Genomic DNA, 25,277 nt, shown 5'->3' on the forward strand with positions numbered 1-25,277 from the left:
AAGATCCGACGCCTGGCAGCGTACCTCTCCCAGGTGAGGCCAATCTCGGTGTTTGCGAAACCCTTTCGCGGGGACGCGCCGCATATCGCTGCGCTATGAAGTCTTCTTCGCGGGTCGTGGCGACAGGACGGCTAGGGCATGCTGGGTTGATGAACAGAAACGAGATCACCGAGCAGATCGTCGTTGCCCGCCTGACGAAGCGCCTCACATGGCAGGAGCTGGCCGACGCGATCGATCGGCCGCTGCTGTGGACCACGTCGGCGCTGCTCGGTCAGCATCCGATTCCGCCGGAGCTGGGCAAGGTGCTGGTCGAGATGCTGGGTCTCGAGGAGTCGGCGACACCGGTGCTGGCCGCCCCGCCGTTGCGCGGGGGACAGGCCGCCTTCGCAAACGGCGGAGTGCCGACCGACCCCACCATCTACCGGTTCTACGAAGCGCTTCAGGTGTACGGCGGTGCCATCAAGGAGGTCATCCACGAGCAGTTCGGTGACGGCATCATGAGCGCGATCAACTTCAGCGTCGACCTGCAGCGTAAGCCGCACCCCGCCGGCGATCGCGTCGTCGTGACTTTCGACGGCAAATACCTTGCCTACGACTGGGTTTCGGCGCAGGACGAGTGATGGGGAGCCGGCAGTCGAAATCCGCTGATCTCGTTCTCTCCGGCGGGGGCGTCAAGTTCATCGGTCTGGTGGGCGCCATCGTCGCCCTGATGGACGCGGGCTATACGTTCCCGCGGGTATCGGGCGTGTCGGCCGGATCGGTGGTCGGTGCGATTCTGGCGGCCTCGTCCAAGGGTGACCAGCTGACGAGCGAAGAGGTCAAGGAGCTCGCGCTGTCGGCGCCGCTGAGCAAGTGGCGCGACTCGGGACCCGTCCCGATTCTCGGTGCTGCATGGGGACTTGTCCGGGACACCAGCATGTTTCGGGGAGACGCCGCCTACGAATGGATTCGCGGCGAGCTGAAGAACCTGGGCGTCACCTACTTCGGAGATCTGCTCCTCGACGAGGCCACGATGCCCGAGCGGCCGCGGCACAAGCTGGTCGTTACCGTCGCCGACGTGACCGCGGCGCAGTTGGTGCGGCTGCCCTGGGACTACCGGCGGCTCTACGGGCTGGACCCGAATGAGCAGCTGGTCGCTGACGCCGTGCGCGCGTCGATGGCGATCCCGTTCTTTTACCCCCCGGTCAAGCTGCGCAGCGTCACCGGGGCGACGTCCACCCTCGTCGACGGCGGCGTGCTGTCGAACTTTCCGATCGACACGTTCGACCGCTTCGACGGAAAAGTGCCGCGGTGGCCGACATTCGGGGTCACGGTCTTGCCCCGGCTTAATGAAGGTTTCAGCGCGGTGATGCCCGCGCTGAAACCGCTACGGCTTTTCGAACAGACGGCGTTGCTGGAAAGCCTGCTCACCACGATGCTGACCGGCCACGATCAGACCCACCTCAACCAGCCGTGGGTCGCAGCCCGCGCGATCCCGGTCGAGTCGACCGATGTGGGCGTCCTCGACTTCGACATCGCCGCGGATCGCCTCGAGGCGCTGTATCAGAAGGGCTACCAGGCGGCGCAGGAGTTTTTGCTGACGTGGGATTGGGAGGCGTACCTCAAACGGTTCCGCTGGGCCGTCTGACGCGGTGGTCTCAGGGTGAAGTGACGGCCGGTCGCCGCGGTGCCACACTCTGCGGTGGAGGAGGCGACAGGAGGGGAGGCGGTTGCCCGGGCAATCGCATCGCCTCCTCCCTACAGACCAAATTCGGCTTCGATGCCGTCGATTCCGGCGCGCAGCGCCTTGAGCGTGTCGGCGCGGGCACGCAATTTCGTTGCGGCGTGCGCGTGCTGGTGCAGGCCGGCGAATTCCTTCGCGGCTTCCTCGGCGCGGCTGACCACCATCTCGGGCAACACGATCTCGTCGACAAAGCCTGCGGCAAGGGCGGTTTCACCGAAGAAGGTCTTGGCCAGCCCGGTGGCTTGCTGATACGCCGAACGGGTCAGCCGCAGCTTCATGATCTCCAGCGCGGCATAGGGGATCGTCATGCCGATCTTGACCTCGTTGGCCTGGATGTTGTAGGCGTGGGCGGCGATCCGGTGATCGCCGGACGCCAACAGGAACGAGCCCATCGCGATGGCGTGCCCGGTGCAGGCGATCACCACCGGCTTGGGGTAGGACAGCAGCCGGTAGGACAGCTCGAAGCCGCCCCTGAGCATGTCGATCGCGGGCTGCGTCTCGCCGGAGGTCAGGATCTTCAGGTCGAATCCGCCGCTGAACACCCGCTCGTTGCCGGTGATCACCAGTGCGCCGACGTTGTCGCTGTCGGCCCGGTCGATCGCCTCGTTGATGGCCGCCTGCATGGTCGGGCCCAGCGCGTTGACCTTGCCGTCGTCCATCCTGATGGTCGCGACGGTGTCGTTGAGGCTGTAGGTGACCGGACCGCTCATGCGTTGCTCCTTCGGACGTGGACGCTCAGACGTGCTCGCCGCGGTGTTTACCGAGGTCGTCTTGGGAGTTGCCCCAGCGCAGTCCGACATCGGTGGGTGCATCGAGCTGGCGGGCTCGCCAGCGATCCTGAGTTTCGGCGACTGCGCTGTTGATTCGGTCGATCTCGGTGCGGAACACGTCGGCGCGCGTTTCCTTGCTCGCGTAGTGGAAGTAGGTCAGCAGGCTGCGTAGCAGTTCCAGTTTCTGCTTCTCCCGCTTGGCCAGGTCGTGCGTGGTCATCAGCTCGATGCGCTGCACCGGCGGCAACGCATCCCAGTCCAGCACCACATTGGTCTCCAGCGGCTGGCGCTCGCGCTCCCAGAACCGCCACCCGCGCGGCTTGTCGGGGCGGTCGTAGTAGAGCACCTTCCCGGTGAAGCGAGACTCGATGCCGCCGCCGATTTCGCCGCGGTCGAGTGCGGAATCCCAGACCATCCGCCACTCCTGGCCGGGCGCGAGTACCGGCAATTCGCTGGGCAGCTGCAATTCGACCACTTCGGCATAGCCGTCGGTGGAATTCTCGTATTCGGCCACCGTCGGCGGACTCGCGAATGAAAAGCGGATGTCGTAGGCGGCGGTACGGCCGAAATTGCGAACGACCAGCTCGATCACGTGCCAGTCCGCGGCGTGCGGCTCCATCAGCATGCCGACGTGGGGTCGGGTCTGCTCGGCGGCCAGTCGGCGGCTGCGGCCGATCTGGTGGTTGGCGAAGATCAGGGCGATCACGCCGAGCGCAATTGCCGCCCACGCCGCCCACGCCAACCAGGTGCTGGACTCGACATCGGTGACCCCGTGCCAGCTGCCCTGGATCCACCCCATGGAATCCATCCCTCCGCTTATATCACAGCGATGTGCACCCGAAATTCTGCTGGCCAGACTGCGGAATCGCAACGACCGTGGCTATTACTCAGCCGCCCATCAACATTCGCCACTGATCGAGGTTGGTGGCGCGATACACGTAGTTGGAACGCTTGACCTCGGCCAGCGACGCGCTGGGGTCGGTGGAATACCAGTGCCCCGGGAAAACAGTCGGGTCGCCGGGCAGCGCCGCCAGCTGCTGCAGGCTGCGATACATCTCGTCGGAGTCGCCGCCGGGAAAGTCGGTTCGTCCGCAGCCGTCCAGGAAGAGCGTGTCCCCGGCGACCAGCCGGCCGTCCAGCAGGAAGCACTGGCTGCCCGGCGTATGGCCCGGGGTGTGCAGCAGCTCGATCTCGATAGCGCCGATGCTGATCTTGTCGCCGTGCTCGTGCGGGGTCAGGTCGTCGACACCAATCCCGGTAACCCGCGAAACCCACAGCGCCTCGTGGGTATTCACATGCACCGGCACGTTGGTTCGCTCCAGCAGGTCGGCGAGGCCGTTGAGCTCGAAGCCCATCATCGAGCCGCCGACGTGGTCCGGGTGATGGTGGGTGACCAGGACCCCGGACAGGTGCATACCGTCGGCTTCGGCCGCGTCGACCAGCTCGCCGGCGGCATAGGCCGGGTCCACCACCACGCAGTCGCCGGTCTGACGGTCGCCGATCAGATAGGCGAAATTGCGCATTTGGGCGGCCATCATGTCGCCGGCGGCGAAATCGCGACCGGAGAGCAGTTGCCGGAAATACAGTCGGTCCGCGGACGAATCTGTCACCGCATCAGACTATGACCCGGCGAACCGACCTGGCATTTCGGGCGCATCACCGCTCGTCAACCGCGCTTTCGCCGGCGATTCGGACGGTGCTGCGTGGGTATTGTTGCTCCATGCTGAAGAAGGTCGAGATGGAGATCGACGACGATCTGGTCCAGGAGGCGATCCGTCGTTATCACGTGGCCGATGCGCGCGAGGCCGTCCACCTCGCGTTGCGGACGCTGCTCGACTCGGACGCGCAGAGCGACCAGGACGACATTTACGACGAATTCAGCGACCTCAGCGCGTGGCAGCCGAAGCGCAACAGCGCCGAGGGCTGACCGTCTGCAGCGTGGTTTGGTGCCGTCGCGCGTCGCGCTGTACCCTCTTTTAGGCCCGAGGCAAGACTGTTCGCTACGGGTTCCAGGCCCCCTTAGCTCAGTCGGTAGAGCGTTTCCATGGTAAGGAAAAGGTCAACGGTTCGATTCCGTTAGGGGGCTCGGCGGACGCCGAACAGGCGGACGGCGCGTACCAGAGGCGATGTAGCTCAGTCGGTTAGAGCGAACGACTCATAATCGTTAGGTCGCCGGTTCGAGTCCGGCCATCGCTACAACACAACAACGTAGAGTTCGAGAGATTTGAGAGAGAACCGTAATGGCTTCCAGTACCGATGTGCGGCCGAAGATCACTTTGGCCTGCGAGGTGTGTAAACACCGCAACTACATCACCAAGAAGAACCGGCGAAACGACCCGGACCGGCTGGAGCTGAAGAAGTTCTGCCCGAACTGCGGCAAGCACCAGGCACACCGCGAGACGCGCTAATCATCTCTGGCCGTTTAGACGAAATTGACCAGGTAGGTTTTGAAGCCGTGCCGTTGACCAAAGATCTAGTTGGGATGCATTACCGCTATCCCGACTACTACGAGGTGGAGCGGGAGAAAATCCGCGAGTACGCGGTCGCCGTGCAGAACAACGACGCGTACTTCTCCCAGGAGGAGGCCGCTGCCGAGCTTGGTTATAAGGGGCTGCTGGCGCCGTTGACGTTCTGCTGCGTGTTCGGCTACCAGGCGCAGTCGGCGTTCTTCAAGCACGCCAACATCGCGGTCACCGACGCGCAGATCGTCCAGGTCGACCAGGTGCTCAAGTACTTCAAGCCGCTGGTAGCGGGCGATCGGCTCTACTGCGACGTGTACGTGGACTCGATGCGCATCTCGCACGGCACCCAGATCGTCGTGACCAAGAACATCATCACCGACGAGGCCGGTGACATCGTGCAGGAGACCTACACGACCCTGGCGGGCCGTGCCGGTGAGAACGGAGAAGAGGGATTTTCTGATGCCACTGCGTGAGTTCAGCTCGGTGAAGGTGGGCGACCAGCTTCCGGAGAAGACCTACCCGCTGACGCGCCAGGATCTGGTGAACTACGCGGGAGTTTCGGGGGACTTGAACCCGATCCACTGGGACGACGAGATCGCCAAGGTCGTCGGGCTGGACACCGCGATCGCGCACGGCATGCTCACGATGGGCATCGGCGGCGGTTACGTCACGTCGTGGGTTGGGGACCCCGGTGCGGTCACCGAGTACAACGTGCGGTTCACGGCCGTGGTGCCGGTGCCCAACGACGGCAAGGGCGCCGAGCTGGTATTCAGCGGCCGGGTCAAGTCGGCGGACCCGGAGACCAAGTCGGTGACCATCGCGATCAGCGCCACCACCGGCGGTAAGAAGATCTTCGGACGGGCAATCGCGTCGGCCAAGTTGGCGTAACCCATGGCGCTCAAGACTGATATCCGCGGCATGATCTGGCGGTATCCGGACTACTTCGTGGTGGGCCGCGAGCAGGTTCGGGAGTTCGCCCGGGCCATCAAGAACGATCACCCGGCCTTCTACGAGGAGGCCGCGGCGGCCGAACTCGGTTACGACTCGATCCTCGCGCCGCTGACCCTCGTCACGATCTTCGCCAAGTACGTGCAGTTGGACTTCTTCCGCCATGTCGACCTGGGCATGGAGAGCTTGGTTATCGTCCAGGTCGAGCAGCGCTTCGTGTTCAACAGGCCGATCCAGGCCGGCGACAAGCTGTGGGGGCGGATGGACGTCGAGTCGGTCAACGAGCGATTCGGCGCCGACATCGTTGTCACCAAGAACATCTGCACCGACGACAACGGTGAGGTCGTGATGGTGGCCTACACGACGTTGATGGGGCAGTACCGGGAAGAATCGAACGACGACGATCCCGTCAAGCTCAGATGGGACCACGAATCCGGGCAGGTCGTCAGAACCGCGTAATTAGTATCTGACTCCCGTGCCGATGTACACTCGGACCTCGGGGTTTTCCCATTACAGCGCGCTGTCCACAGGTTCGGCGATCACCGAACGGAGAGCGCGCGTGTCATGTAGGCCCCGGAAGGTAAGCGCAGGTTGGCCTGCCAACCGCGAAGGGGCGTAGCTCAACTGGCAGAGCAGCGGTCTCCAAAACCGCAGGTTGCAGGTTCAAGTCCTGTCGCCCCTGCACAAGGCGAACGTCCGACGACGATGCAGGCCGCAACGGCCTGAGGAGGAGTTGGACAATCGGATCCAAGTCCGACGACGATGCAGGCCGCAACGGCCTGAGGAGGAGTTGGACAATGGGAAACGTGCCATGCTGGACACTAACCGGTCAGCGCGGGACGAATCGCGCGATAGCTAGCGAACAAAGGAGCATGCGGTGAGCGACGAGGGCCTCGACGTCCCTGCTGCCAACGACGCCGCACGCGACGGCGGTGACACCGACGACAGCACCAGCGGCGGTCGGACGGCCGTGGTGACCAAGCCTGTGGCGCGTCCGCAGCGGCCAACGGGCAAGCGGTCCCGGCAGCGGGTGGCGGATGCCGGCGACGACGTCGACGTCGAGTCATCGGACGAGACCGAGGACTCCAAGGAGAAGTCTCCGGCCAAGAAGGCCGGAGCCGGCAAGAAGGCCAAGAAGCCGAAGAAACCCGGGGACCGCACGGCCAACCCGCTCGTCTTCGTCTACAACTACCTCAAGCAGGTCGTTGCGGAGATGCGGAAGGTGATCTGGCCCAACCGCAAGCAGATGCTCACCTACACCTCCGTGGTGCTGGTGTTCCTCGCCTTCATGGTGGCGCTGGTCGGCCTGACTGATTTCGGCTTGACCAAGCTCGTGCTGCTGGTGTTCGGCTGAGCTTAGAGATAGAGAGGACTGAAAACCGTGACTACCTTCGACGGTGACACGTCCGCCGGTGAAGCGGTCGACGTAGAAGAGCCTGCCGAGGTCGTCGAGGCCCCTGAGACCACTGAGGAGCCCGCGGCCATCGAGGCCCCGGCAACCCCCGCGGAGTCGGCCGACGAGGCTGACCCGGCCGCCGCCCTGAAGGCGGAGCTGCGTAGCAAGCCCGGCGACTGGTACGTCATCCACTCTTACGCGGGATACGAGAACAAGGTGAAGGCCAACCTCGAAACCCGGGTGCAGAACCTCGATGTCGGCGACTACATCTTCCAGGTGGAGGTACCCACCGAAGAGGTCACCGAGATCAAGAACGGCCAGCGCAAGCAGGTCAACCGCAAGGTGCTGCCGGGCTACATCCTGGTGCGCATGGACCTGACCGACGACTCGTGGGCCGCGGTGCGCAACACCCCCGGCGTGACGGGATTCGTCGGCGCGACGTCGCGTCCGTCGGCGCTCAAGCTCGACGACGTGGTGAAGTTCCTGCTGCCGCCGGGTTCGGCGAAGAAGCCCGTCAAGGGTGGTACCACCGCTGCCGCCGCCACGACCGAGGCCGGTGGGCTGGAACGCCCGGTCGTCGAGGTCGACTACGAGGTGGGCGAATCGGTGACGGTCATGGACGGGCCGTTCGCGACGTTGCCGGCCACCATCAACGAGGTCAACGCCGAACAGCAGAAGCTCAAGGTGTTGGTGTCGATCTTCGGCCGCGAAACACCGGTGGAACTCACCTTTACCCAAGTCTCCAAGATCTAGCCAGCCATCCCGTTCGCGGGGACGGCTGGGTGCATAAACCAGGAAGGAACGTCGAAATCTCATGGCCCCGAAGAAGAAAGTCGTTGGGCTGATCAAGCTCCAGATCGTGGCGGGACAGGCAAACCCTGCGCCGCCGGTGGGACCCGCGCTCGGCCAGCACGGTGTGAACATCATGGAGTTCTGCAAGGCATACAACGCCGCGACGGAAAGCCAGCGCGGCACCGTGATCCCGGTGGAGATCACGGTCTATGAAGACCGCAGCTTCACCTTCGCGCTCAAGACGCCGCCCGCCGCCAAGCTGCTGCTCAAGGCCGCCGGCGTCGGCAAGGGCTCGGCCGAGCCGCACAAGACCAAGGTCGCCAAGGTCACCTGGGATCAGGTTCGCGAGATCGCCGAGACCAAGAAGACCGACCTCAATGCCAACGACATCGACGCTGCCGCCAAGATCATCGCCGGTACCGCCCGGTCGATGGGGATCACCGTCGAATAGGTCCGCATAACCCTCAGCTCCACCCCGTGGGAGGGCTGGCTTCGGCCCGAATTAACCACGACCCCAACACCAGATTGGATTGATCAATGAGCAAGAACAGCAAGGCATACCGCGCCGCCGCCGAGAAGGTGGATCGCGACAACCTGTACACCCCGCTCCAGGCCGCCAAGCTCGCCAAGGAGACGGCGTCGACCAAACAGGACTCGACCGTCGAGGTGGCGATCCGGCTCGGCGTCGACCCGCGCAAGGCGGACCAGATGGTCCGCGGCACGGTCAACCTGCCGCACGGCACCGGTAAGACCGCCCGGGTCGCGGTGTTCGCCGTCGGCGACAAGGCCGAAGAGGCCACCGCCGCGGGTGCCGACGTGGTCGGCAGCGACGACCTGATCGAGAAGATCCAGGGCGGTTTCCTCGACTTCGACGCCGCGATCGCCACGCCGGACCAGATGGCCAAGGTCGGGCGCATCGCGCGCATCCTGGGCCCGCGCGGCCTGATGCCGAACCCCAAGACCGGCACGGTGACGCCCGACATCGCCAAGGCCGTCAACGACATCAAGGGCGGAAAGATCAACTTCCGCATCGACAAGCAGGCCAACCTGCACTTCGTGATCGGCAAGGCGTCGTTCGACGAGAAGAACCTCGCGGAGAACTACGGCGCCGCGATCGACGAGGTGCTGCGGCTCAAGCCGTCGTCGTCGAAGGGTCGCTACCTGAAGAAGATCACCGTGTCGACGACCACCGGCCCGGGCATTCCGGTCGACCCGGCCGTCACCCGCAACTTCACCGAAGCGTAGGTTTTTCGCGCTGGGCGCGCCTGATTATCCGCCGCACTCGGCGATGCGCCGCCGCAGGAAGTCGCGCCCCGACTCAGAACCGCCTGACTCCAACGCGATCCGGTACCAGGTGAGTGCTTCGATGGGCCGTCCGGCGCGCCGCAGCAGATCGGCCCTTACCGTCGCGACCAGATTCGAGTGGGTCAGCCGGGGATCACGCGCCGCTTCGTCCAGCGCGCGAAGCCCGGCGTCGGGACCGTCGCGCAAGCCCACCGCCATTGCGCGGTTGGCGCGCGCCACCGGCGAACCCGTCAGCTCCACCAGCCGGTCGTAGGCCGTGCAGATGGTGACCCAGTCGGTCTGCTCCCATGACGGCGCCGTCGCGTGCACCGCGGCGATCACGGCCTGGGGCAGATAGGGGCCCGCGGCAGGTGGGGCACCCTCGGCCAGCCGCAACCGGTGCAGGCCGCGCGCGACGCGGCTGCGGTCCCACTTGCCGCGGTCCTGGTCTTGCAGCGGCACCAGCATCCCGTTGTCGTCGATCCGCGTCGCTCGCCGCGAGTCGTGCAGCAGCGTCAGCGCGGCCAAGGCGTGGGCCTCGCGCTCGTCCGGCATCAGCACGCACAACTCGCCGGCCAACCGGACACCCTCGTCGCATAGTTCGTCGCGAATCGCCGACGGACCCCCAGTCGACCAATAGCCCTCGGTGAACACCGAATAGATACAACCGAGCACATGCGGTGTCCGCTCGGGTAGCAGCTGTGCCGGCGGTACCCGCAGCGGGATGTTGGCGTGACGAATCTTGTTCTTGGCGCGCGTGATTCGTTGACCGACGGCGGTGTCCGTCTGCAACAGGGCTCGTGCGATCTCGGGGACGGTCAAGCCGGACACCAGCCGCAGCGTCAGCGCCAATTGCGACTGGCGGTCCAGCGCCGGATGGGCACAGGTGAACATCATCCGCAGCTCGTCGTCGCGAACCGGATGCGGGTCGGTGTGCTCGGTGCGAGCCCTGATCTCGTCCACGAAAGCCGCCAATTCCTTTCCGGGACGGACGGATTCGCGGCGCAGCCGATCCCGGGCACGGTTGCGGGCAACGGTGACCAGCCACCCGCCGGGGCGCTCAGGCACACCGTCGCGGGGCCAGCTGCGCAGCGCCTCGGCGCAGGCCTCCTGGACGGCGTCCTCGGCGACGGTGAGGTCGCCGGACCAGCGCGCGAGCGCGGCGACGGCGGGACCCCATTCCCGGCGGAAGACGCCGTCCAGGTTGGTCATTGCGGGCGGTTAGAGTCCCGAGATTCCAGCGAGCTGCCGCAGCTGCACCGTCGAAGCGGGAATCATCGACGCTATCTTGATGGCCTCGTCGCGATCCGCGGCACCCAATAGGTAGATCCCGGTGGCGATTTCGGCGCCCTCCACATAAGGCCCGTCGGTAATCAGGACCTCACCGTCGCGCACCCGCACGGTCGTCGCGGTGGACCGATCGTGCAACGCGGCGCCGCCAACGATGTGATCGCCGGCGGCCGCGTGCAGATCCGCGTGCTTGGCGGCCACCGCTTCCCATTCCGGCGTGCCGGGGGTGTGTGCCTTCTCGGCCGGTTCCAGCAGCAGCGCCAGCCAGTCGTTGCCGGTGAGCGGGCGGGACGGGTCCAGCGCGTGGACCGCGGGCCACACCTCGACGGCCCCATAGCCGGCGAGCGGGATGTCGCGCGCCAGCCCCAGCGCTTCGTCGAGATTTTCCGCTTCGAACACGTAGTAGCCGCAGGCCACCTCGGCGGACTCAGCGAACGGGCCGTCGGTGACCACTCGGGTGTCCGGGCCGCCGGTGATGACCGCCGCGGCGGCCGCGGGCGCCAGGGCGTCGCCGGATTTGATCGCCGGGCCGGCTTTAGCGTGGAAGCTCTCCCACGCCGCCATCGCGGTGGCCGGGTCGTCGGGTGTGCGGTCCTGCTCTTTGCTGATCAACAGCGCGAAATACTGCATGTTCGTCACCTCCGATAGCGAGCGAAGCCTCGTGCTCCACTCTCTACCCATCCGACGAACGACGCAGCGCTAATCCGACAGCGCGGCGAAAATCAGGCCGAGGCGCCCGGCTTGAGGTAGGTCACCAGGCTGCAGTCCAGCATCTCGTCACCGAAGTAGTGCTCGCAGCCGCGTAGGTACTTCATGTAGCGCTCGTAAACCTCTTCGGAAGTGACCTCGATGGCCTTGTCCTTGTTGGACTCCAGCGTGTCACCCCAGATGTGCAGCGTCTTGACGTAATGGTCGCGTAGTGAAAGCGGTTCGGGGACAACGAAACCCGCCTTCTCGCCGTGTTCGACCATCATCTCGGTGGTTGGCAGGCGACCACCCGGGAAGATCTCGGTGACGATGAACTTGATGAAACGCACGGTTTCGAAGGTGAGCTTCTTGCCGCGGGCGTTCAGGTTGTACGGGTGATAGCTGACGCTGCTCTGCACGGTCATCCGGCCGTCCTCGGGCATGATGTCGAACGTCCGCTTGAAGAAGTCGTCGTAGTTCTCGTGGCCGAAGTGCTCGAACGCCTCGATCGAGACGATCCGGTCGACGGGCTCGTTGAAGTCCTCCCAGTTCAGCAGCCGCACCTCACGGGAGCGGTTTGTGTCGATCGCACCCAGCACCTGCTCGCAGCGGGCGTGCTGATTCTTCGACAGGGTCAAGCCGATGACGTTGACGTCGTAGCGCTCCACGGCGCGGCGCATGGTGGTGCCCCAGCCGCAGCCGATGTCGAGCAGGGTCATGCCGGGTTGGAGGTCCAGCTTGTCCAGGTTGAGGTCGATCTTGGCGTATTGAGCCTCTTCGAGGGTCAGGTCGGACGGCTCGAAGTACGCGCAACTGTAGGTTCGGGTGGGGTCCTGAAACAGGGCGAAGAAATCGTCGGAGACGTCGTAGTGCGCCTGGATATCCTCCGAACGCGTTCGGAACTTCGTCGCACTAGTCGGTTGCTCTGCCATTTGCGTTTAGTCTCCTGAATTCACTGCTTTCAAACCCGTTGCCCATCTTCGCCCGATTGACCAGCAACGATACCCACACCCGATCGGGCTGCTTAACTGCCGGTGGCGCTTGACGCACGGCCCCCCGCGGCCCGACCCATCAGTCTACTTTTCCAGGGTGAACTGGTTGCAGTCGATATAGCCCATCCGGAACGCGTTGGCGCAGCCGGTCAGGAATTTCATGTACCGCTCGTAGACCTCTTCGGACTGTATTTCGACGGCTTGGTCCTTATGAGCCGTGAGGGCATCGGCCCACAGGTCGAGGGTGCGGGCGAAGTCGGACTGCAGTGACTGGCGCCGGGTGACGTCGAAACCGGCCTTGGCGCTGTGGTCCTCCACCTTCTCGATGGACGGCAGGCGGCCGCCCGGGAAGATGTCGGTCAGGATGAACCGGATGAACTTCGCCATCTCGATCGTCACCGGAATGCCGCGCTCCGTCATCTGCGTGGGATGCAAGGCGGTGATCGAATGCAGCAGCATTACCCCGTCATCCGGCAGGACGTCGTAGGCGAATTTAAAGAAGTCGTCGTAGCGGTCGAAGCCGAAGTGCTCGAGCGCTTCGATGATGACGATGCGGTCGACCTGCTCGGTGAAATCCGCCCAGTCGGTCAGCAGCACCCGGTGTGAGCGCTTCGAGTCGAGGGTGCCGAGCACCTGCTGGCAGTAGGCGTCCTGGTTCTTGGACAAGGTCACCCCGACGACGTTGACGTCGTACTTCTCGACGGCGCGCTTCATCATCGAACCCCAGCCACAACCGATGTCGAGCAGGGTCATCCCCGGCTCCAGCGCCAGTTTGTCGAGTGTGAGATCCAGCTTCGCGACCTGCGCCTCGTGCAGCGACATGCCCTCGTGGGGAAAGTATGCGCAGCTGTACGTGCGGGTCGGATCCTGGAACAGCGCGAAGAATTCGTTGGACAGGTCGTAGTGCGCCCGAACATCAGCCTCGTTAGACCGCGTCCGCGTGGCACCCGCTGAACTTTCAGACATATGTCCCCCCGGTGGACATGGCTCCCGGCGGGAGACCATCTGGGGGACCCTACACCCGGGGGGACGTATCGCTCGGATTTGAGCTGCGATGCCACCGGGTTTCTCGATCGGCGATCCGCCACCTGTCCGGGGCGGACGCGATCGCTACTTCTCCAGGGTGAATTGGTTGACGTCGATGTAGCCGACCCGGAACGCATTGGCGCAGCCGGTCAGGTATTTCATGTAGCGCTCGTAGACCTCTTCGGACTGGATCTCGATGGCCTCGTCCTTGTGCGATTCCAGCGCCGCTGCCCACAGATCGAGGGTCCTGGCGTAGTGCGGCTGCAGCGATTGGCGCCGGGTCAACCGGAAACCGTGCTTCGACGAGTGGTCCTCCACCTTCTCGATGGAGGGCAGCCGGCCGCCCGGGAAGATCTCGGTGACGATGAACTTGATGAAGCGGGCCATCTCGAAGGTCAGCGGTATGCCACGTTCGACGATCTGTGGCCCCGTCAATCCGGTGATCGTGTGCAGCAGCATCACGCCGTCATCGGGCAGTACGCTGTGCGCCATCGTGAAGAAGTCGTCGTAGCGGTCGTGGCCGAAGTGCTCGAATGCGCCGATCGACACGATGCGGTCCACGGGCTCGTCGAACTGTTCCCAGCCGGCCAGCAGCACTTGCTTGCTGCGGCTGTTGTCCATCTCGTCGAACGACTGCTGCACGTGCGCGGCCTGGTTCTTGGACAACGTCAGCCCGACGACGTTCACGTCGTACTTCTCCACCGCGCGGCGCATCGTGGCACCCCAGCCGCAGCCGACGTCGAGCAGGGTCATGCCCGGTTGCAGGCCGAGCTTGCCCAGCGCGAGGTCGATCTTGGCGAGCTGGGCTTCTTCGAGCGTCATGTCGTCGCGCTCGAAGTAGGCGCAGCTGTAGGTCTGGCTGGGATCCAGGAACAGCCGGAAGAAGTCGTCGGACAGGTCGTAGTGTGCCTGCACATCGGCGAAGTGCGGTGTCAGTTTCCGAGCCATGACCTTTTGCCTTCCTGACGAAAACGCACCTAAAGATACCCTGCGCATGCGCCGGGACCGATCATCGATCCCGGGGGGTCACTGCCGGCGGGTTACTTCGCGAGCGTGAATTGGTTGACGTCGACGTAGCCTTGCCGGAATTTGTCGGCGCAACCGGTCAGGTATTTCATGTAGCGCTCGTAGACCTCTTCGGACTGGATCTCGATCGCCTCGTCCTTGCGCGCCCGCAAGGCCGCCGCCCACAGGTCCAGCGTCTTGGCGTAGTGCGGCTGCAGCGACTGGCGGCGCGTCAACGTGAAACCTGCATCGCGCGAATGTTCTTCCACCATAGGGATTTTCGGCAACCGCCCGCCGGGGAAGATCTCCCGCTGGATGAAGATGATGAAGCGCAACAAGTCGATGGAGATGGGCAAGCCCAGGTCGATGATTTCCTGCTTGGTGAAGTCGGTGATCGTGTGCAGCAGCATCACGCCGTCGCCGGGCAGCACGTGATAGGCCATCTTGAAGAAATCGCCGTAGCGGTCGTGGCCGAAGTGCTCGAACGCGCCGATCGACACGATGCGGTCCACCGGCTCGTCGAACTCTTCCCAGCCGGCCAGCAGCACGCGCTTGCCGCGGGGGTTGTCCATCTCGTCGAACGACTTCTGCACGTGCGCGGCCTGGTTCTTGGACAGCGTCAGCCCGATGACGTTAACGTCGTACTTCTCGATCGCGCGGCGCATGGTGGCGCCCCAGCCGCACCCGACGTCGAGCAGCGTCATACCGGGCCGCAGGCCCAGCTTGCCCAGCGACAAATCGATCTTGGCGAGCTGGGCTTCCTCGAGCGTCATGTCGTCGCGCTCGAAGTAGGCGCAGCTGTAAGTCTGGCTGGGATCCAGGAACAGCCGGTAGAAGTCGTCGGACAGGTCGTAATGCGCCTGTACGTCGTCGAAGTGTGGTTCCAGTTTTTGAGCCATCAGCGTGCGCCCTCCCCGCAAAAACGCATCGAACATCCCCCGAGCCCGAGTGGGCAAAATTTTATTACTCAGCAACTGCCCGTATTGACGAACGGCGAAACCTCGCAGTTCAACCCGACTGTCATGTCGGGCGTGTCGCGCTACTTGGCCAGGGTGAACTGTCCGACGTTGGAGATGCCTTTGCGGAAGAGGTCCGCGCAGCCGGTGAGGTAGCGCATGTAGCGGTCGTAGACCTCTTCGGACTGGATGGCGATAGCACGCTCGCGATTGGCCTCCAGATTGGCCGCCCACATGTCCAGCGTCCGCACGTAGTGCGACTGCAGATACTGAGTCTGCTCGAGCGCGAAACCACTGGCCTGCGCGAGATCGACGATGTCGGGTTCACCGCACATCTGGCCGCCGGGGAAGATCTCCTTGCCGAGGAATCTCAGAAAGCGCAGATCGGTCATCGTGATCGGGATGCCGTGCTCTTTCCAGTACGACTGCGGATGGGTGAAGATGCTGTGCATCAGCAGCCGGCTGTTGTCAGGCAGCACCTCGTAGGCCCAGTCCCAGAACGCCGGCCACCGCTCTTTTTTGAACGCGTCGAAGGCCTCAAAGCTGATGATCCGGTCGACGTGCTCATCGAACTCTTCCCAGCCCTGCAGCCGGGCCTCGGCCCGGCGCGTGGTTGTGATCGCGGCAAGACGAGATTTGCTGCGCTCGTAGTGATTTCGGCTCAGTGTGATGCCGACGACATTGACGTCGTACTTCTCCACCGCACGGACCAGCGCTCCGCCCCAACCGCATCCGACGTCGAGCAGCGTCATTCCCGGCTCGAGCTTCAGCTTGTCCAGCCCCAGATCCAGCTTGGCGAGCTGCGCCTCTTCTAGCGTCATGTCGTCGTTCTTGAAGTATGCGCAGGTGTAGACCATGTTGGGGTCCAAGAACAACGCGAAGAAGTCATCAGAAATGTCGTAGGTAGCCTGCGACTCTTCGTAATACGGCTTCAATTTCGCGACCATCGCGTCCTCCCAAGTATCAACGCTACAACTCTGTGAGATCTCGTGCGAAAGTTGCGACGAACAAAAACAGCCTAAGCCGTCTGCTCGACTCCGGCTCAGCTGGCGTCGGCGAAATTGCTCGTCAAAACACCGATCACCGGATCCCACAGCTGCTGTGGCAGATCATGTCCCATTCCGTCCAATAACACCAATCGTGCTCCGCGTATTGCGCGCGCGATCGCTCGTCCCCCGGTAGGCCGCATCAGTTTGTCGGACCGACCGTGGATGACGACCGTCGGTGCCGTGATGCGCCGGTCGTGATGAAGCAGGCTCCCGCTGCCCAGGATCGCGCTGAACTGCCCGGCGATGCCCTGCGGGTAGTAACTGCGGTCGTATCCTTCGGCGGCCTCCGCGCGGACCTGCTCGTGGGGAATGCGGTAACCCGGGCTCCCGATAATCCTGTTCACCCGGACCGCATTGTCGAGGATCACGTCGCGGGGCGAGCTCGGCGGCGGACCTTTGATCAGCGCCAGCAATGCGCGCGGTGCCGGCGGGGGCAGGAACGCCGAATTATTGCTCGAGAAAAGGACCCCGAGAGTCCTTGTGCGATGGGCGAATTGCGCGGCGAAGACCTGGGCGATCATCCCACCCATCGATGCCCCGACGACGTGCGCCGCCTCAATGCCCAGATGGTCCAACACCGCCGCTGCGTCGTCGGCCATGTCTTCGAGGGTGTACGTCGCCCTGCTGCGCAGGCCCACCCAGGAGCGGCCCAATCGCGTGACCAGCGACTGCCCGACGCTACGGCGCTCGGTCTTGCTGGACAGTCCGACATCGCGGTTGTCGTAACGGATTACCCGAAGGCCGTGGCCGACCAGCCGCTCGCAGAACTCGGTGCGCCACAGCAGCAGCTGGGCGCCGAGGCCCATGATCAACAACACCGGCGGGTCGTCGACGTCGCCCATGTCTTCGTAGTAGAGCTTCAGGTCGCTGGACGCGGGTCCGGCCGTCGCATAACCGGTGCGGATCTCCACCTAGACCTCCACGTCGGAGGAATGCTCGCGGCTGACCTCGACCATGAAGTTGGCGAAGTACCCGGTGAGTTGCGGGTCCGACATCATCTGCCACTTCGGCGCGAGCAGCTTCATGTACCGCTCGACGTAGAGGAACTGCTTGCCGATCAACACCAACTCGCGCGGCAGCTTCACGTCGTAGGCATCGGCCAGCGTCGACAGCTGCCGGCCGATGTCGGCATACGACATGTCGCCCAGCGTCGACATGGTCAGCGGGGTGGCGAAACGCTCCAGGTCCTTGGCGGCCTGGGCTTCGGGCTTGACGGTGCCGACGGCTCCCATCAGCACGACGATCTTGCCGGCCGCGGCATGGTCCTTCTTGACCAGCAACGCGTACACCAATTCGCGCAGCAACCAACGGGTGCGCGGGTCGATGCGGCCCATAATGCCGAAGTCGAAGAACACGATGCGGCCCTGGTCGTCGACGTACAGGTTGCCCGCGTGCAGGTCGCCGTGGAACAACCCGTGCCGCAGCCCGCCCTCGAAGAGCGAGAACAGCAGCGCCTTCACCAGTTCGACGCCGTCGAACCCGGCCTTGCGGATGGCGGCGACGTCGTCGATGCGGATGCCCTGCACCCGTTCCATTGTCAGCACGCGATCGCTGGTGAAGTCCCAGTGCACGGTCGGCACCCGGATGTTGCGGCCCAACGGCGACACGTGCAGATGCGAGACCCAGGCCTCCATCGACTGCGCCTCGAGACGGAAATTCAGCTCCTCGGCCAGGTTGGCCGAGAAGTCGGCGACCACGTCCTGCGCCGAGAGCCGGCGGCCCAGCTTGGCCAGCTCGACGGCCTGGGCGAAGCGTTTCAGGATCTGCAGGTCGGCGGCCACCCGGCGGCGGATACCCGGACGCTGGATCTTGACCACCACCTCCTCGCCGCTGTGCAGCGTGGCGTAGTGCACCTGCGCGATGGACGCCGAGGCGAACGGCGTCTCGTCCCACTTGGCGAACAGGTCGGCCGGGTCGGCGCCGAGTTCCTCGACGAACAGCTTGTGCACCTCTTCGGAGTCGGCCGGCGGGACCCGGTCCAGCAGGCCGCGGAATTCGCGGGACAGCGACTCGCCGAACGCGCCCGGGCTGGACGCGATGATCTGGCCGAACTTCACATACGTCGGGCCCAGGTCGGCGAAGGTCTGGGGGAGCTGCTTGATCACCTTCTGCTGCCACGGGCCCCGGCCTGGCAGCTTGGTGACGACGCGAGCGGCGGAGCGAGTGACCTGCCAACCGGTGACCGCGACCCGGGCCGCTTCGATCGGCAACGGCACCCGGTCGAGCCTGGCCACGTCTCGGTGTTTGGTAGAGCTCATCTGTGCAGTCTGCCAAACCAGGGCTGCCAAGGCCCAACTCGCTGTCCGGTGAGCAGGCGTTTTACCGATCCGGCCCAGTGCTCACGCCTTTTTCCAAGGCGTGACCCAGCCCTCGATGGCCCAGCCCTCCAGCCCCGCGATCAGGTCGTACATCGTGGCTCCGTCGATGGTCTCCCGGACGATGTCGGCGTGCCCCGCGTGACGGGCCAGCTCGTTGATGACGTGCAGGATCACCCACCGCACCGACCAGGCATCCAGGTCCTTGGGAAACCACGGAACATCGTGTGGCACCGGCACCGGGGCGTCCAGGTCGGCGGTTTCCACCAGGCGCAGCGACGCCGCGTTCTGTTCGGCGAAATCCCGCAGCAACCCGTCCAGCGTCTCGTCGGGCCGCATCACGTGCTGGTCCGCGAACGCCTCGGCGTCGAACGGCCGGGGATCTTGCGGGGCCGCGTCCGGTGCGGCCGCGACCCGTGCCATCCAGCTGCGTTGCATCCGGGTGACGTGCTTGACCAGCCCTCCGACCGACAGCGCACTGGCCGACGGTGACGACCGGGCCTGCTCGTCGGTGAGGCCGTAGGACACCGCGAAATAGGAGCTTTGGTGGAACGCCAGGTATTCGCGCAGGGCGCTGCGCTCGTCGGTCACCGGCGGGGCGAGGGCTGGCATGATCAATCCTCCTGGTTGAGCGGGTAGTCGGCGCACGGCTGTGTCGTCAGGTCATCCGTAGCGCCGAGTTTTCCAGCTACCGGTGACAGCTTTGCGCTGCGCCGACGGCTTAACCTCCGGCGCCGGGCCGTCGCGCGTTAAGGTGCGGGCATGCAGCTGATTTCGGCGCAGTCGACCGAACTGTTCGTCGGGCCGCAGGACACGCCGCTACAGCTGGCCCGTGTCGCTGTCGAGGGGGTGACCGAGCCGACGCCGCTGCGCATCGACGGTGACGGTCTGCACGGTGCTGGGAGCGCCGAGGCCGGCGCCGAGGCCGTCGAGATCGCGGTGACCGTGCGGCGCCCGGTCGTCGGCGAGCGGCGGCCCGCCCGGGTGCACGCCGGCGACGACAGTGTGGCGTTCGAGTTCACCGTCGCCGAGCCGGGCTGGACGATGTTCATGGTCAGCCATTTCCACTACGACCCGGTGTGGTGGAACACGCAGGGCGCTTATACCAGTGAATGGCGCGAAGACCCGCCGGGCAAAGGCCGGCAGACCAACGGTTTCGAATTGGTGCACGCGCATCTGGAAATGGCCCGCCGCGAGCCCGAGTACAAATTCGTGCTGGCCGAGGTGGACTACCTTAAGCCGTACTGGGACACCCACCCCGAAGACCGCGCCGATCTGCGCCGCTTCATCGCGCAAGGCCGGGTCGAGATCATGGGCGGCACTTACAACGAACCCAACACCAACCTCACCAGCCCCGAGACAACAATCCGAAACCTGGTGCACGGCATCGGCTTTCAGCGTGACGTACTGGGCGCCGATCCCGCCACGGCATGGCAGCTCGACGTGTTCGGCCACGACCCGCAGTTTCCCGGGATGGCCGCCGACGCCGGGCTGACGTCGAGTTCGTGGGCCCGCGGACCACACCACCAGTGGGGCCCGACGCACTCGGGCGGTGTCGAGGGCATGCAGTTCTGCAGCGAGTTCGAATGGATTTCGCCGTCCGGGCGCGGGCTGCTCACGCACTACATGCCGGCGCATTACGGGGCCGGCTGGGGGATGGATTCGTCGGCGTCGCTGGCCGAGGCGTGCGACGCCACGTACGCACTGTTCGATCAGCTCAAGAGGGTCGCGTTGACCCGCAATGTGCTGTTGCCGGTGGGCACCGACTACACGCCGCCGAACAAGTGGGTCACCGAAATCCACCGCGACTGGGCCGCGCGCTACACCTGGCCGCGATTCGTGTGCGCGCTGCCCAAGGAGTTCTTCGCCGCGGTGCGTGCCGAGCTGAACGAGCGAGGGTCGGTGCCGTCCCCGCAGACGCGCGACATGAACCCGATCTACACCGGCAAAGACGTCTCCTACATCGACACCAAACAGGCCAACCGCGCCGCCGAAAACGCGGTGCTGGACGCCGAGCGCTACGCCGTGTTCGCCGCGCTGATGACCGGCGCCGACTACCCGCAGGCCGCGCTGGCCAAGGCGTGGGTCCAGCTGGCCTACGGCGCGCACCACGACTCGATCACCGGCTCGGAATCCGACCAGGTCTACCTCGACCTGTTGACGGGTTGGCGTGACGCGTGGGAGCTGGGCAGCGCGGCCCGCGACAACTCCCTGGCGCTGTTGTCGCGCGCTGTGCGTCCCGAGGCCGGTGACGTGGTCGTCTGGAATTCGCTGACGCATCGGCGCACCGACATCGTCACCGCACGGGTTGATCCGCCGCTGCCCGCCGGGGTGCGGGTGCGCGACGCCGACGGCGCCGAGCTGCCCGCGCTGGTCGAGCACGACGGGCGGTCGGTCACCTGGCTCGCCCGCGACATCCCGTCGCTGGGCTGGCGGTCGTATCGACTGATCGCGGCCGATGCGGCGACCGGCTGGGAATCGGTGGCCGGACACCAGATCGAAAACGAGCACTACCGGTTGACGGTCGATCCGGCCCGGGGCGGGGCGGTGGTGTCGTTGGTTCACTTGACCGGCCGGGAAGGCCGTGAGCTGATCGCGGACGGGCGGGTGGGCAACGAGCTCGCCGTCTACGACGAATACCCGGCTCACCCGACGCAGGGCGAGGGCCCTTGGCATCTGCTGCCCAAGGGGCCGGTGGTGGGCTCTTCGGAATCGCCCGCGCAGGTGCAGGCCTACCGCGGGCCGCTCGGTCAGCGGCTGGTCGTGCACGGCCGGATAAACGAATTGCTTAGCTACGCACAGACGTTGACGCTGTGGAATGGTGTGACGCGGGTGGACTGCCGCACCACGATCGACGACTTCACCGGCGCGGATCGCCTGCTGCGGATGCGCTGGCCGTGTCCGGTGCCGGGCGCCATGCCGGTCAGCGAGGTGGGCGATGCCGTCGTCGGCCGCGGTTTCGCGTTGCTGCACGACGGACCCGAATCGGTGGACACCGAGCACTTGCCGTGGACGTTGGACAACCCGGCCTACAGCTGGTTCGGCCTGTCGTCGGCTGCGCGGGTTAGGTTGGGAAGCAACAATATTCGTGCGCTGTCCGTAGCCGAGGTGGTGTCGCCGTCGGAAGCGTCGTCGGGACCGCTGGCGCGCGAGCTGATGGTCGCCCTGGTCCGCGCCGGCGTGACGGCTACCTGCAGTGGCGCGCACCGGCCGCGCTACGGCAACCTCGCGGTCGACTCCAACCTGCCCGACGTCCGCATCGCGCTGGGCGGGCCTGAACGCAACGCCTTCACCAAAGCGGTACTCGCCGAAGCCGATCCGGAGTACGCCAAGGAACTTCAACGCCAGCTGTCGAAGCGGGGCCGGGCCAGGGTGTGGGTGCCCGCGGCGAAGTCGTTGGCGGAAACCTGGGTGCCAGGAGTCGACCTGAGCGGCGTGCGCGCGCTGCCCGTGCTGGTGATTGACGGCAGTGATGAGAAGCGTCTCAATAACGAAATAGCCGCGTTGGCACACGATCTCGACGATGCTGAGATCGTTGTCAAACAGCGCGCCACGTCAGGCGCGGAACCCTTCGAATCCCGCACGGTCGCATTGCTCAACCGCGGGGTGCCGAGCTTCGCCGTCGACAGCGAAGGCACGCTGCACACCGCGCTGTTGCGGTCCTGCACCGGCTGGCCGTCGGGCACCTGGATTGACGAACCGCGCCGTACCGCGCCCGACGGGTCGAACTTCCAACTGCAGCACTGGACACACCACTTCGACTACGCGCTCGCCAGCGGCGACGGCGACTGGCGGCACGCCGACATCGCGAACCGCAGCGCGCAGTTCTCCCATCCGCTGCGCGCCGTCTTCCCCGATCAACGGCGAGGCGACCTGGCGTCCGCCGGGTCGCTGCTGCACGTCGACCCCGACCACACCGTCCAGATCGGCGCGTTCAAGGCGGCCGGCAACCCGCTGACGGCCGGTCGCGCCGAGCCCGTCGACCCCGGCGCGGTCACGCTGCGGCTGGTCGAAACCACCGGCGCGCGGACCCGCGTCTCGGTCGGCTCTACGCTCGGCAAACTGGGCTCGCTACACCTCGCTGACCTGCTGGAAAAGCCGCAGGGGCGCAAGCGATCGATCGAGCTGCACGGCTACCAGGTCGCCACCGTGCTGGCCCGCCTCGAGATCCCCAAGGCATTCGACGAGCCCACCGCGCTGGCCCCGGAAGCCGAGACCGCGCAGCCGCTGTATGCGCGCTACTGGCTGCACAATCGCGGGCCCGCGCCGCTGGGCGGGCTGCCGGCCGTCGCACACCTGCATCCCCAGCGGGCGACCGCCGAGCCGCGCGGCGAGCTGACCCTGCGGCTCACCGCGGCCAGCGACTGCACCGACACCGAGCTGCACGGCGTGGTCGCGCTCGCGTGCCCGGACGGCTGGTCCGCGACACCCGCCGAGCTGCCGCTGCGGCTCGGCAGCGGCGAGCACCGGGAGGCCGACGTGGTGCTGACGATCCCGGCCGATGCCGCGCCCGGGCTCTATCCGGTCCGGGCGCAGCTGCGCATCTTCGGCGACGACATCCCGGCCGCCTGGCGCCAGACCGTGGAGGACGTGAGCATCGTCGAAGTCGGCGCGGACCAGGACACCGAGCTGGTCTACCTCGTCGACGGTCCCGACGAGATCTCACTGCGGGCCGGCCAGACGGGCCGGGTGGCCGTGACGATCGGCAGTCACGGCGCGGCAGACCTGTCGGCCGAGGCCCATCTGATCAGCCCCTGGGGCACCTGGGAATGGATCGGCCCGGCCTCGGTCGGTGCGGTGCTGCCGGCCGGGGGCACCGTCGAGTTCGGCTTCGACGTCAGCCCGCCACCGTGGCTGGAACCCGGCCAATGGTGGGCGCTGATCCGGGTGGGCTGTGCAGGACGGCTGGTCTACTCGCCGGCGGTGCGGGTGACCGTGACATGAGCCTGCACCCGGTCGCCACCGTCGCGGGCGCCCCCGTCGCGGTCGAGGAGGTCGACGCGGCCGAGGCGCGATTGCGCAGCGGCCCACACGCGGCGGCGCTGCCCGCGCGCGGCACCAGCGAGGGCCGCCAGCTGCGGCGGTGGCTCACGCAACTTCTGGTGACCGAACGCGTGGTCGCCGCCGAGCTGGCCGCCCGCGGATTGAGCGTCGGCGACGCGCCGACCGAGGCCGAGTTGCTACCCGACGTGACGGCCCGGCTGGAGATCGGCAGTGTGGCCGCGGCGGCGCTGGCGGACCCCCGGGCGCGAGCGCTGTTCGTCGATGTGACGGCCGCGGTCCGGGTCAGCGATCGACAGGTGGCCGACTATCACGCCCGCAATCCGCTTCGGTTCGCCGCGGCGAGCCCCGACGGTCACGGCTGGCGCGCGCCGTCGTGTGTCGAGCCGCCGCTGGCGCAGGTGCACTCCGCGGTCGCCGAGCATCTGCGCGCCGCCGCTCGCCGTCGCGCGTTCCGGCTGTGGCTGGACGAGCGCCGCGCCGACCTGGTCCAGCTCGCCGCGGGTTACGAGCATCCCGGTGACCCCCGCCAACCCGACAACACCCATCGGCACTGATCGGCGATGCTTACTCTCGGTCTGGACATCGGTGGCACGAAAATCGCTGCGGGACTTGTGGATTCCACCGGAGCGTTGGTGTACAACGCGACCCGGCCCACCCCGCCCGGCGGTTCGGCCGAGCAGGTGTGGGAGGTGGTCGCCGCGATGGTCGCTGACGCCCTGTCGACGGCCGGCGGCGCGGTCCGCGCGGTGGGGATCGCTTCGGCCGGGCCCATCGACCTGCGCAGCGGAACCGTCAGCCCGATCAATATCAAAGGCTGGCAACGCTTTCCGTTACGGGACCGGGTCGCGGCAGCGGTGCCCGGGGTGCCGGTGCGGCTCGGCGGTGACGGATTGTGCATGGCCCTGGGAGAGCACTGGCAGGGCGCGGGGCGGGGTGCGGGCTTTCTGCTGGCCATGGTGGTGTCGACCGGCGTCGGGGGCGGATTGGTACTCAACGGCGCCCCCTACACCGGGCGCACCGGCAATGCCGGTCACGTCGGTCACGTGGTCGTCGAAGAAGGCGGTGAGCGGTGCGCATGCGGGGGCCGCGGTTGCGTCGAGACGGTCGCGGCAGGTCCGTGGCTGGTGCGCTGGGCGCGGGCCAACGGATGGTCAGCGCCGCCTGCTGCCGGCGCTCGCGAGCTGTCCGCCGCAGCGGCGGATGGCGACGAGGTAGCGCTGCGGGCATTCCGGCGAGGCGCCACCGGGCTGGCGGCGATGATCGCTTCGGTGGCGGCGGTCTGCGATCTGGACCTCGTCGTCATCGGGGGAGGAGTCGCCAAGTCCGGCCCCGTGTTGTTCGACCCGTTGCACGCGGTGCTGGCCGACTACGCCGGGCTGGATTTCCTGGCCGGGTTGCGGGTGGTGCCCGCCGAGCTCGGCGGCGAAGCCGGCCTGGTCGGCGCCGCCCGGCTGGCGGGGGCTTAACCGACCGCGTCGCGCCGCATATGGTCGAACGGTCTGCCCCGGCCGCTGGTGCATTTGTTCTGCTGAGCGTCGCCGTCACCCGAGATCCGCCGTTTTGGCCGACCGCGTGTTG

At 66.0% G+C, this 25,277-nt stretch carries 27 protein-coding genes and 3 tRNA genes; 17 read left to right on the forward strand and 13 right to left on the reverse strand.

Annotated elements, in window-relative coordinates:
* The first annotated feature begins 149 nt into the window (after positions 1-149).
* Positions 150-620 (forward strand): cyanase, encoded by a 471-nt coding sequence (cynS, locus tag AC5Y5O_RS02180; protein WP_096284666.1) that lies wholly within the window; start codon positions 150-152, stop codon positions 618-620.
* Positions 620-1,627: a patatin-like phospholipase family protein gene (locus AC5Y5O_RS02185; RefSeq protein ID WP_096284668.1), complete on the forward strand. Its 1,008-nt coding sequence runs from the start codon at positions 620-622 to the stop codon at positions 1,625-1,627. The genes cynS and AC5Y5O_RS02185 overlap by 1 nt, the downstream gene beginning before the upstream one ends.
* A 110-nt stretch (positions 1,628-1,737) precedes the next feature.
* On the opposite strand, the gene AC5Y5O_RS02190 is transcribed toward AC5Y5O_RS02185, so the two are convergent.
* The 3 genes from AC5Y5O_RS02190 to AC5Y5O_RS02200 form a co-directional block, all read right to left on the reverse strand.
* Positions 1,738-2,433 carry a crotonase/enoyl-CoA hydratase family protein gene (locus tag AC5Y5O_RS02190; RefSeq protein WP_096284669.1) on the reverse strand — a complete coding sequence of 232 codons (696 nt, stop codon included), beginning with the start codon at positions 2,431-2,433 and terminating at the stop codon, positions 1,738-1,740.
* Between the two features lie 25 nt (positions 2,434-2,458).
* Positions 2,459-3,301, reverse strand: a complete 843-nt coding sequence (locus AC5Y5O_RS02195; protein ID WP_207768457.1) for a DUF8453 domain-containing protein — start codon at positions 3,299-3,301, stop codon at positions 2,459-2,461.
* Between the two features lie 79 nt (positions 3,302-3,380).
* On the reverse strand, positions 3,381-4,103 hold the full coding sequence (locus AC5Y5O_RS02200; RefSeq protein WP_243393759.1) for an MBL fold metallo-hydrolase: 723 nt from the start codon (positions 4,101-4,103) through the stop codon (positions 3,381-3,383).
* 110 nt (positions 4,104-4,213) lie between these two features.
* On the opposite strand from AC5Y5O_RS02200, the gene AC5Y5O_RS02205 reads away from it, so the two are divergent.
* The 12 genes from AC5Y5O_RS02205 (at position 4,214) to rplA (ending at position 9,336) form a co-directional block, all read left to right on the forward strand.
* Complete coding sequence (locus AC5Y5O_RS02205) at positions 4,214-4,420, forward strand: type II toxin-antitoxin system VapB family antitoxin (RefSeq protein ID WP_096290870.1); 207 nt, start codon at positions 4,214-4,216, stop codon at positions 4,418-4,420.
* 86 nt (positions 4,421-4,506) lie between these two features.
* Positions 4,507-4,579, forward strand: a tRNA-Thr gene (locus tag AC5Y5O_RS02210).
* A 36-nt stretch (positions 4,580-4,615) separates the two neighbouring features.
* Positions 4,616-4,689 (forward strand) — tRNA-Met (locus tag AC5Y5O_RS02215).
* Positions 4,690-4,733: 44 nt separating this feature from the next.
* Positions 4,734-4,901, forward strand: coding sequence for a 50S ribosomal protein L33 (gene rpmG / locus AC5Y5O_RS02220; RefSeq protein ID WP_003898538.1), 168 nt, complete (start codon positions 4,734-4,736; stop codon positions 4,899-4,901).
* Between the two features lie 74 nt (positions 4,902-4,975).
* Positions 4,976-5,428, forward strand: a complete 453-nt coding sequence (hadA, locus tag AC5Y5O_RS02225) for a (3R)-hydroxyacyl-ACP dehydratase subunit HadA (protein ID WP_370494536.1) — start codon at positions 4,976-4,978, stop codon at positions 5,426-5,428.
* A complete protein-coding gene (gene hadB / locus AC5Y5O_RS02230; protein ID WP_096284673.1) occupies positions 5,415-5,843 on the forward strand; it encodes a (3R)-hydroxyacyl-ACP dehydratase subunit HadB in 429 nt (142 codons plus the stop codon). The genes hadA and hadB overlap by 14 nt, the downstream gene beginning before the upstream one ends.
* A gap of 3 nt (positions 5,844-5,846) precedes the next feature.
* Complete coding sequence (gene hadC / locus AC5Y5O_RS02235; protein WP_096284675.1) at positions 5,847-6,362, forward strand: (3R)-hydroxyacyl-ACP dehydratase subunit HadC; 516 nt, start codon at positions 5,847-5,849, stop codon at positions 6,360-6,362.
* Positions 6,363-6,512: 150 nt separating this feature from the next.
* Positions 6,513-6,585, forward strand: a tRNA-Trp gene (locus tag AC5Y5O_RS02240).
* A gap of 195 nt (positions 6,586-6,780) precedes the next feature.
* Positions 6,781-7,257 (forward strand): preprotein translocase subunit SecE, encoded by a 477-nt coding sequence (gene secE / locus AC5Y5O_RS02245; protein WP_096284677.1) that lies wholly within the window; start codon positions 6,781-6,783, stop codon positions 7,255-7,257.
* A gap of 27 nt (positions 7,258-7,284) precedes the next feature.
* Complete coding sequence (nusG, locus tag AC5Y5O_RS02250) at positions 7,285-8,052, forward strand: transcription termination/antitermination protein NusG (RefSeq protein WP_096284679.1); 768 nt, start codon at positions 7,285-7,287, stop codon at positions 8,050-8,052.
* 61 nt (positions 8,053-8,113) lie between these two features.
* Complete coding sequence (gene rplK, locus AC5Y5O_RS02255; RefSeq protein ID WP_096284681.1) at positions 8,114-8,542, forward strand: 50S ribosomal protein L11; 429 nt, start codon at positions 8,114-8,116, stop codon at positions 8,540-8,542.
* Positions 8,543-8,628: 86 nt separating this feature from the next.
* Entirely contained in the window at positions 8,629-9,336 is a 708-nt protein-coding gene (rplA, locus tag AC5Y5O_RS02260) for a 50S ribosomal protein L1 (RefSeq protein ID WP_096284683.1), read from the forward strand.
* Between the two features lie 24 nt (positions 9,337-9,360).
* On the opposite strand, the gene AC5Y5O_RS02265 is transcribed toward rplA, so the two are convergent.
* From AC5Y5O_RS02265 to AC5Y5O_RS02310, 10 genes are all read right to left on the reverse strand, one after another.
* Positions 9,361-10,587, reverse strand: a complete 1,227-nt coding sequence (locus AC5Y5O_RS02265; RefSeq protein ID WP_096284685.1) for an RNA polymerase sigma factor — start codon at positions 10,585-10,587, stop codon at positions 9,361-9,363.
* A gap of 9 nt (positions 10,588-10,596) precedes the next feature.
* A complete protein-coding gene (locus tag AC5Y5O_RS02270) occupies positions 10,597-11,295 on the reverse strand; it encodes a YciI family protein (RefSeq protein WP_096284687.1) in 699 nt (232 codons plus the stop codon).
* 92 nt (positions 11,296-11,387) lie between these two features.
* Complete coding sequence (mmaA4, locus tag AC5Y5O_RS02275; protein WP_096284689.1) at positions 11,388-12,284, reverse strand: hydroxymycolate synthase MmaA4; 897 nt, start codon at positions 12,282-12,284, stop codon at positions 11,388-11,390.
* 144 nt (positions 12,285-12,428) lie between these two features.
* A complete protein-coding gene (locus AC5Y5O_RS02280) occupies positions 12,429-13,310 on the reverse strand; it encodes a cyclopropane mycolic acid synthase family methyltransferase (protein ID WP_096284691.1) in 882 nt (293 codons plus the stop codon).
* Between the two features lie 144 nt (positions 13,311-13,454).
* Complete coding sequence (gene mmaA2 / locus AC5Y5O_RS02285; RefSeq protein ID WP_096284693.1) at positions 13,455-14,318, reverse strand: cyclopropane mycolic acid synthase MmaA2; 864 nt, start codon at positions 14,316-14,318, stop codon at positions 13,455-13,457.
* A 92-nt stretch (positions 14,319-14,410) separates the two neighbouring features.
* Complete coding sequence (locus AC5Y5O_RS02290; RefSeq protein WP_096290871.1) at positions 14,411-15,274, reverse strand: cyclopropane mycolic acid synthase family methyltransferase; 864 nt, start codon at positions 15,272-15,274, stop codon at positions 14,411-14,413.
* A gap of 140 nt (positions 15,275-15,414) precedes the next feature.
* On the reverse strand, positions 15,415-16,278 hold the full coding sequence (locus tag AC5Y5O_RS02295; RefSeq protein ID WP_096284695.1) for a cyclopropane mycolic acid synthase family methyltransferase: 864 nt from the start codon (positions 16,276-16,278) through the stop codon (positions 15,415-15,417).
* Positions 16,279-16,373: 95 nt separating this feature from the next.
* A complete protein-coding gene (locus AC5Y5O_RS02300; RefSeq protein WP_096284697.1) occupies positions 16,374-17,291 on the reverse strand; it encodes an alpha/beta fold hydrolase in 918 nt (305 codons plus the stop codon).
* Positions 17,292-18,638, reverse strand: coding sequence for an ABC1 kinase family protein (locus AC5Y5O_RS02305; RefSeq protein WP_207768458.1), 1,347 nt, complete (start codon positions 18,636-18,638; stop codon positions 17,292-17,294). It lies immediately after the preceding gene.
* A gap of 81 nt (positions 18,639-18,719) precedes the next feature.
* Positions 18,720-19,286 (reverse strand): DinB family protein, encoded by a 567-nt coding sequence (locus AC5Y5O_RS02310; RefSeq protein ID WP_500023753.1) that lies wholly within the window; start codon positions 19,284-19,286, stop codon positions 18,720-18,722.
* Positions 19,287-19,457: 171 nt separating this feature from the next.
* On the opposite strand from AC5Y5O_RS02310, the gene AC5Y5O_RS02315 reads away from it, so the two are divergent.
* The 3 genes from AC5Y5O_RS02315 to AC5Y5O_RS02325 are packed head-to-tail and all read left to right on the forward strand — an operon-like array spanning position 19,458 to position 25,165.
* On the forward strand, positions 19,458-23,639 hold the full coding sequence (locus tag AC5Y5O_RS02315) for a glycoside hydrolase family 38 N-terminal domain-containing protein (RefSeq protein ID WP_500023527.1): 4,182 nt from the start codon (positions 19,458-19,460) through the stop codon (positions 23,637-23,639).
* A complete protein-coding gene (locus AC5Y5O_RS02320; protein WP_500023529.1) occupies positions 23,636-24,253 on the forward strand; it encodes a DUF7158 domain-containing protein in 618 nt (205 codons plus the stop codon). The genes AC5Y5O_RS02315 and AC5Y5O_RS02320 overlap by 4 nt, the downstream gene beginning before the upstream one ends.
* 6 nt (positions 24,254-24,259) lie before the next feature.
* Positions 24,260-25,165, forward strand: a complete 906-nt coding sequence (locus tag AC5Y5O_RS02325) for an ROK family protein (RefSeq protein ID WP_096284705.1) — start codon at positions 24,260-24,262, stop codon at positions 25,163-25,165.
* The last annotated feature ends 112 nt before the right edge of the window (positions 25,166-25,277 follow it).

Source organism: Mycobacterium sp. NGS40 (assembly GCF_059812735.1).

Coding starts and splice junctions, on each gene's coding strand:
- AC5Y5O_RS02315 (WP_500023527.1), top strand. CDS start 19,458: ATGCAGCTGATTTCGGCGCAGTCGACCGAACTGTTCGTCGGGCCGCAG.
- hadA (WP_370494536.1), top strand. CDS start 4,976: ATGCATTACCGCTATCCCGACTACTACGAGGTGGAGCGGGAGAAAATC.
- AC5Y5O_RS02295 (WP_096284695.1), bottom strand. CDS start 16,278: ATGGTCGCGAAATTGAAGCCGTATTACGAAGAGTCGCAGGCTACCTAC.
- AC5Y5O_RS02190 (WP_096284669.1), bottom strand. CDS start 2,433: ATGAGCGGTCCGGTCACCTACAGCCTCAACGACACCGTCGCGACCATC.
- mmaA4 (WP_096284689.1), bottom strand. CDS start 12,284: ATGGCAGAGCAACCGACTAGTGCGACGAAGTTCCGAACGCGTTCGGAG.
- AC5Y5O_RS02265 (WP_096284685.1), bottom strand. CDS start 10,587: ATGACCAACCTGGACGGCGTCTTCCGCCGGGAATGGGGTCCCGCCGTC.
- AC5Y5O_RS02280 (WP_096284691.1), bottom strand. CDS start 13,310: ATGTCTGAAAGTTCAGCGGGTGCCACGCGGACGCGGTCTAACGAGGCT.
- AC5Y5O_RS02320 (WP_500023529.1), top strand. CDS start 23,636: ATGAGCCTGCACCCGGTCGCCACCGTCGCGGGCGCCCCCGTCGCGGTC.
- AC5Y5O_RS02325 (WP_096284705.1), top strand. CDS start 24,260: ATGCTTACTCTCGGTCTGGACATCGGTGGCACGAAAATCGCTGCGGGA.
- mmaA2 (WP_096284693.1), bottom strand. CDS start 14,318: ATGGCTCGGAAACTGACACCGCACTTCGCCGATGTGCAGGCACACTAC.
- AC5Y5O_RS02270 (WP_096284687.1), bottom strand. CDS start 11,295: ATGCAGTATTTCGCGCTGTTGATCAGCAAAGAGCAGGACCGCACACCC.
- hadB (WP_096284673.1), top strand. CDS start 5,415: ATGCCACTGCGTGAGTTCAGCTCGGTGAAGGTGGGCGACCAGCTTCCG.
- AC5Y5O_RS02185 (WP_096284668.1), top strand. CDS start 620: ATGGGGAGCCGGCAGTCGAAATCCGCTGATCTCGTTCTCTCCGGCGGG.
- AC5Y5O_RS02290 (WP_096290871.1), bottom strand. CDS start 15,274: ATGGCTCAAAAACTGGAACCACACTTCGACGACGTACAGGCGCATTAC.
- AC5Y5O_RS02195 (WP_207768457.1), bottom strand. CDS start 3,301: ATGGATTCCATGGGGTGGATCCAGGGCAGCTGGCACGGGGTCACCGAT.
- rplK (WP_096284681.1), top strand. CDS start 8,114: ATGGCCCCGAAGAAGAAAGTCGTTGGGCTGATCAAGCTCCAGATCGTG.
- hadC (WP_096284675.1), top strand. CDS start 5,847: ATGGCGCTCAAGACTGATATCCGCGGCATGATCTGGCGGTATCCGGAC.
- cynS (WP_096284666.1), top strand. CDS start 150: ATGAACAGAAACGAGATCACCGAGCAGATCGTCGTTGCCCGCCTGACG.
- rpmG (WP_003898538.1), top strand. CDS start 4,734: ATGGCTTCCAGTACCGATGTGCGGCCGAAGATCACTTTGGCCTGCGAG.
- AC5Y5O_RS02205 (WP_096290870.1), top strand. CDS start 4,214: ATGCTGAAGAAGGTCGAGATGGAGATCGACGACGATCTGGTCCAGGAG.
- rplA (WP_096284683.1), top strand. CDS start 8,629: ATGAGCAAGAACAGCAAGGCATACCGCGCCGCCGCCGAGAAGGTGGAT.
- AC5Y5O_RS02305 (WP_207768458.1), bottom strand. CDS start 18,638: ATGAGCTCTACCAAACACCGAGACGTGGCCAGGCTCGACCGGGTGCCG.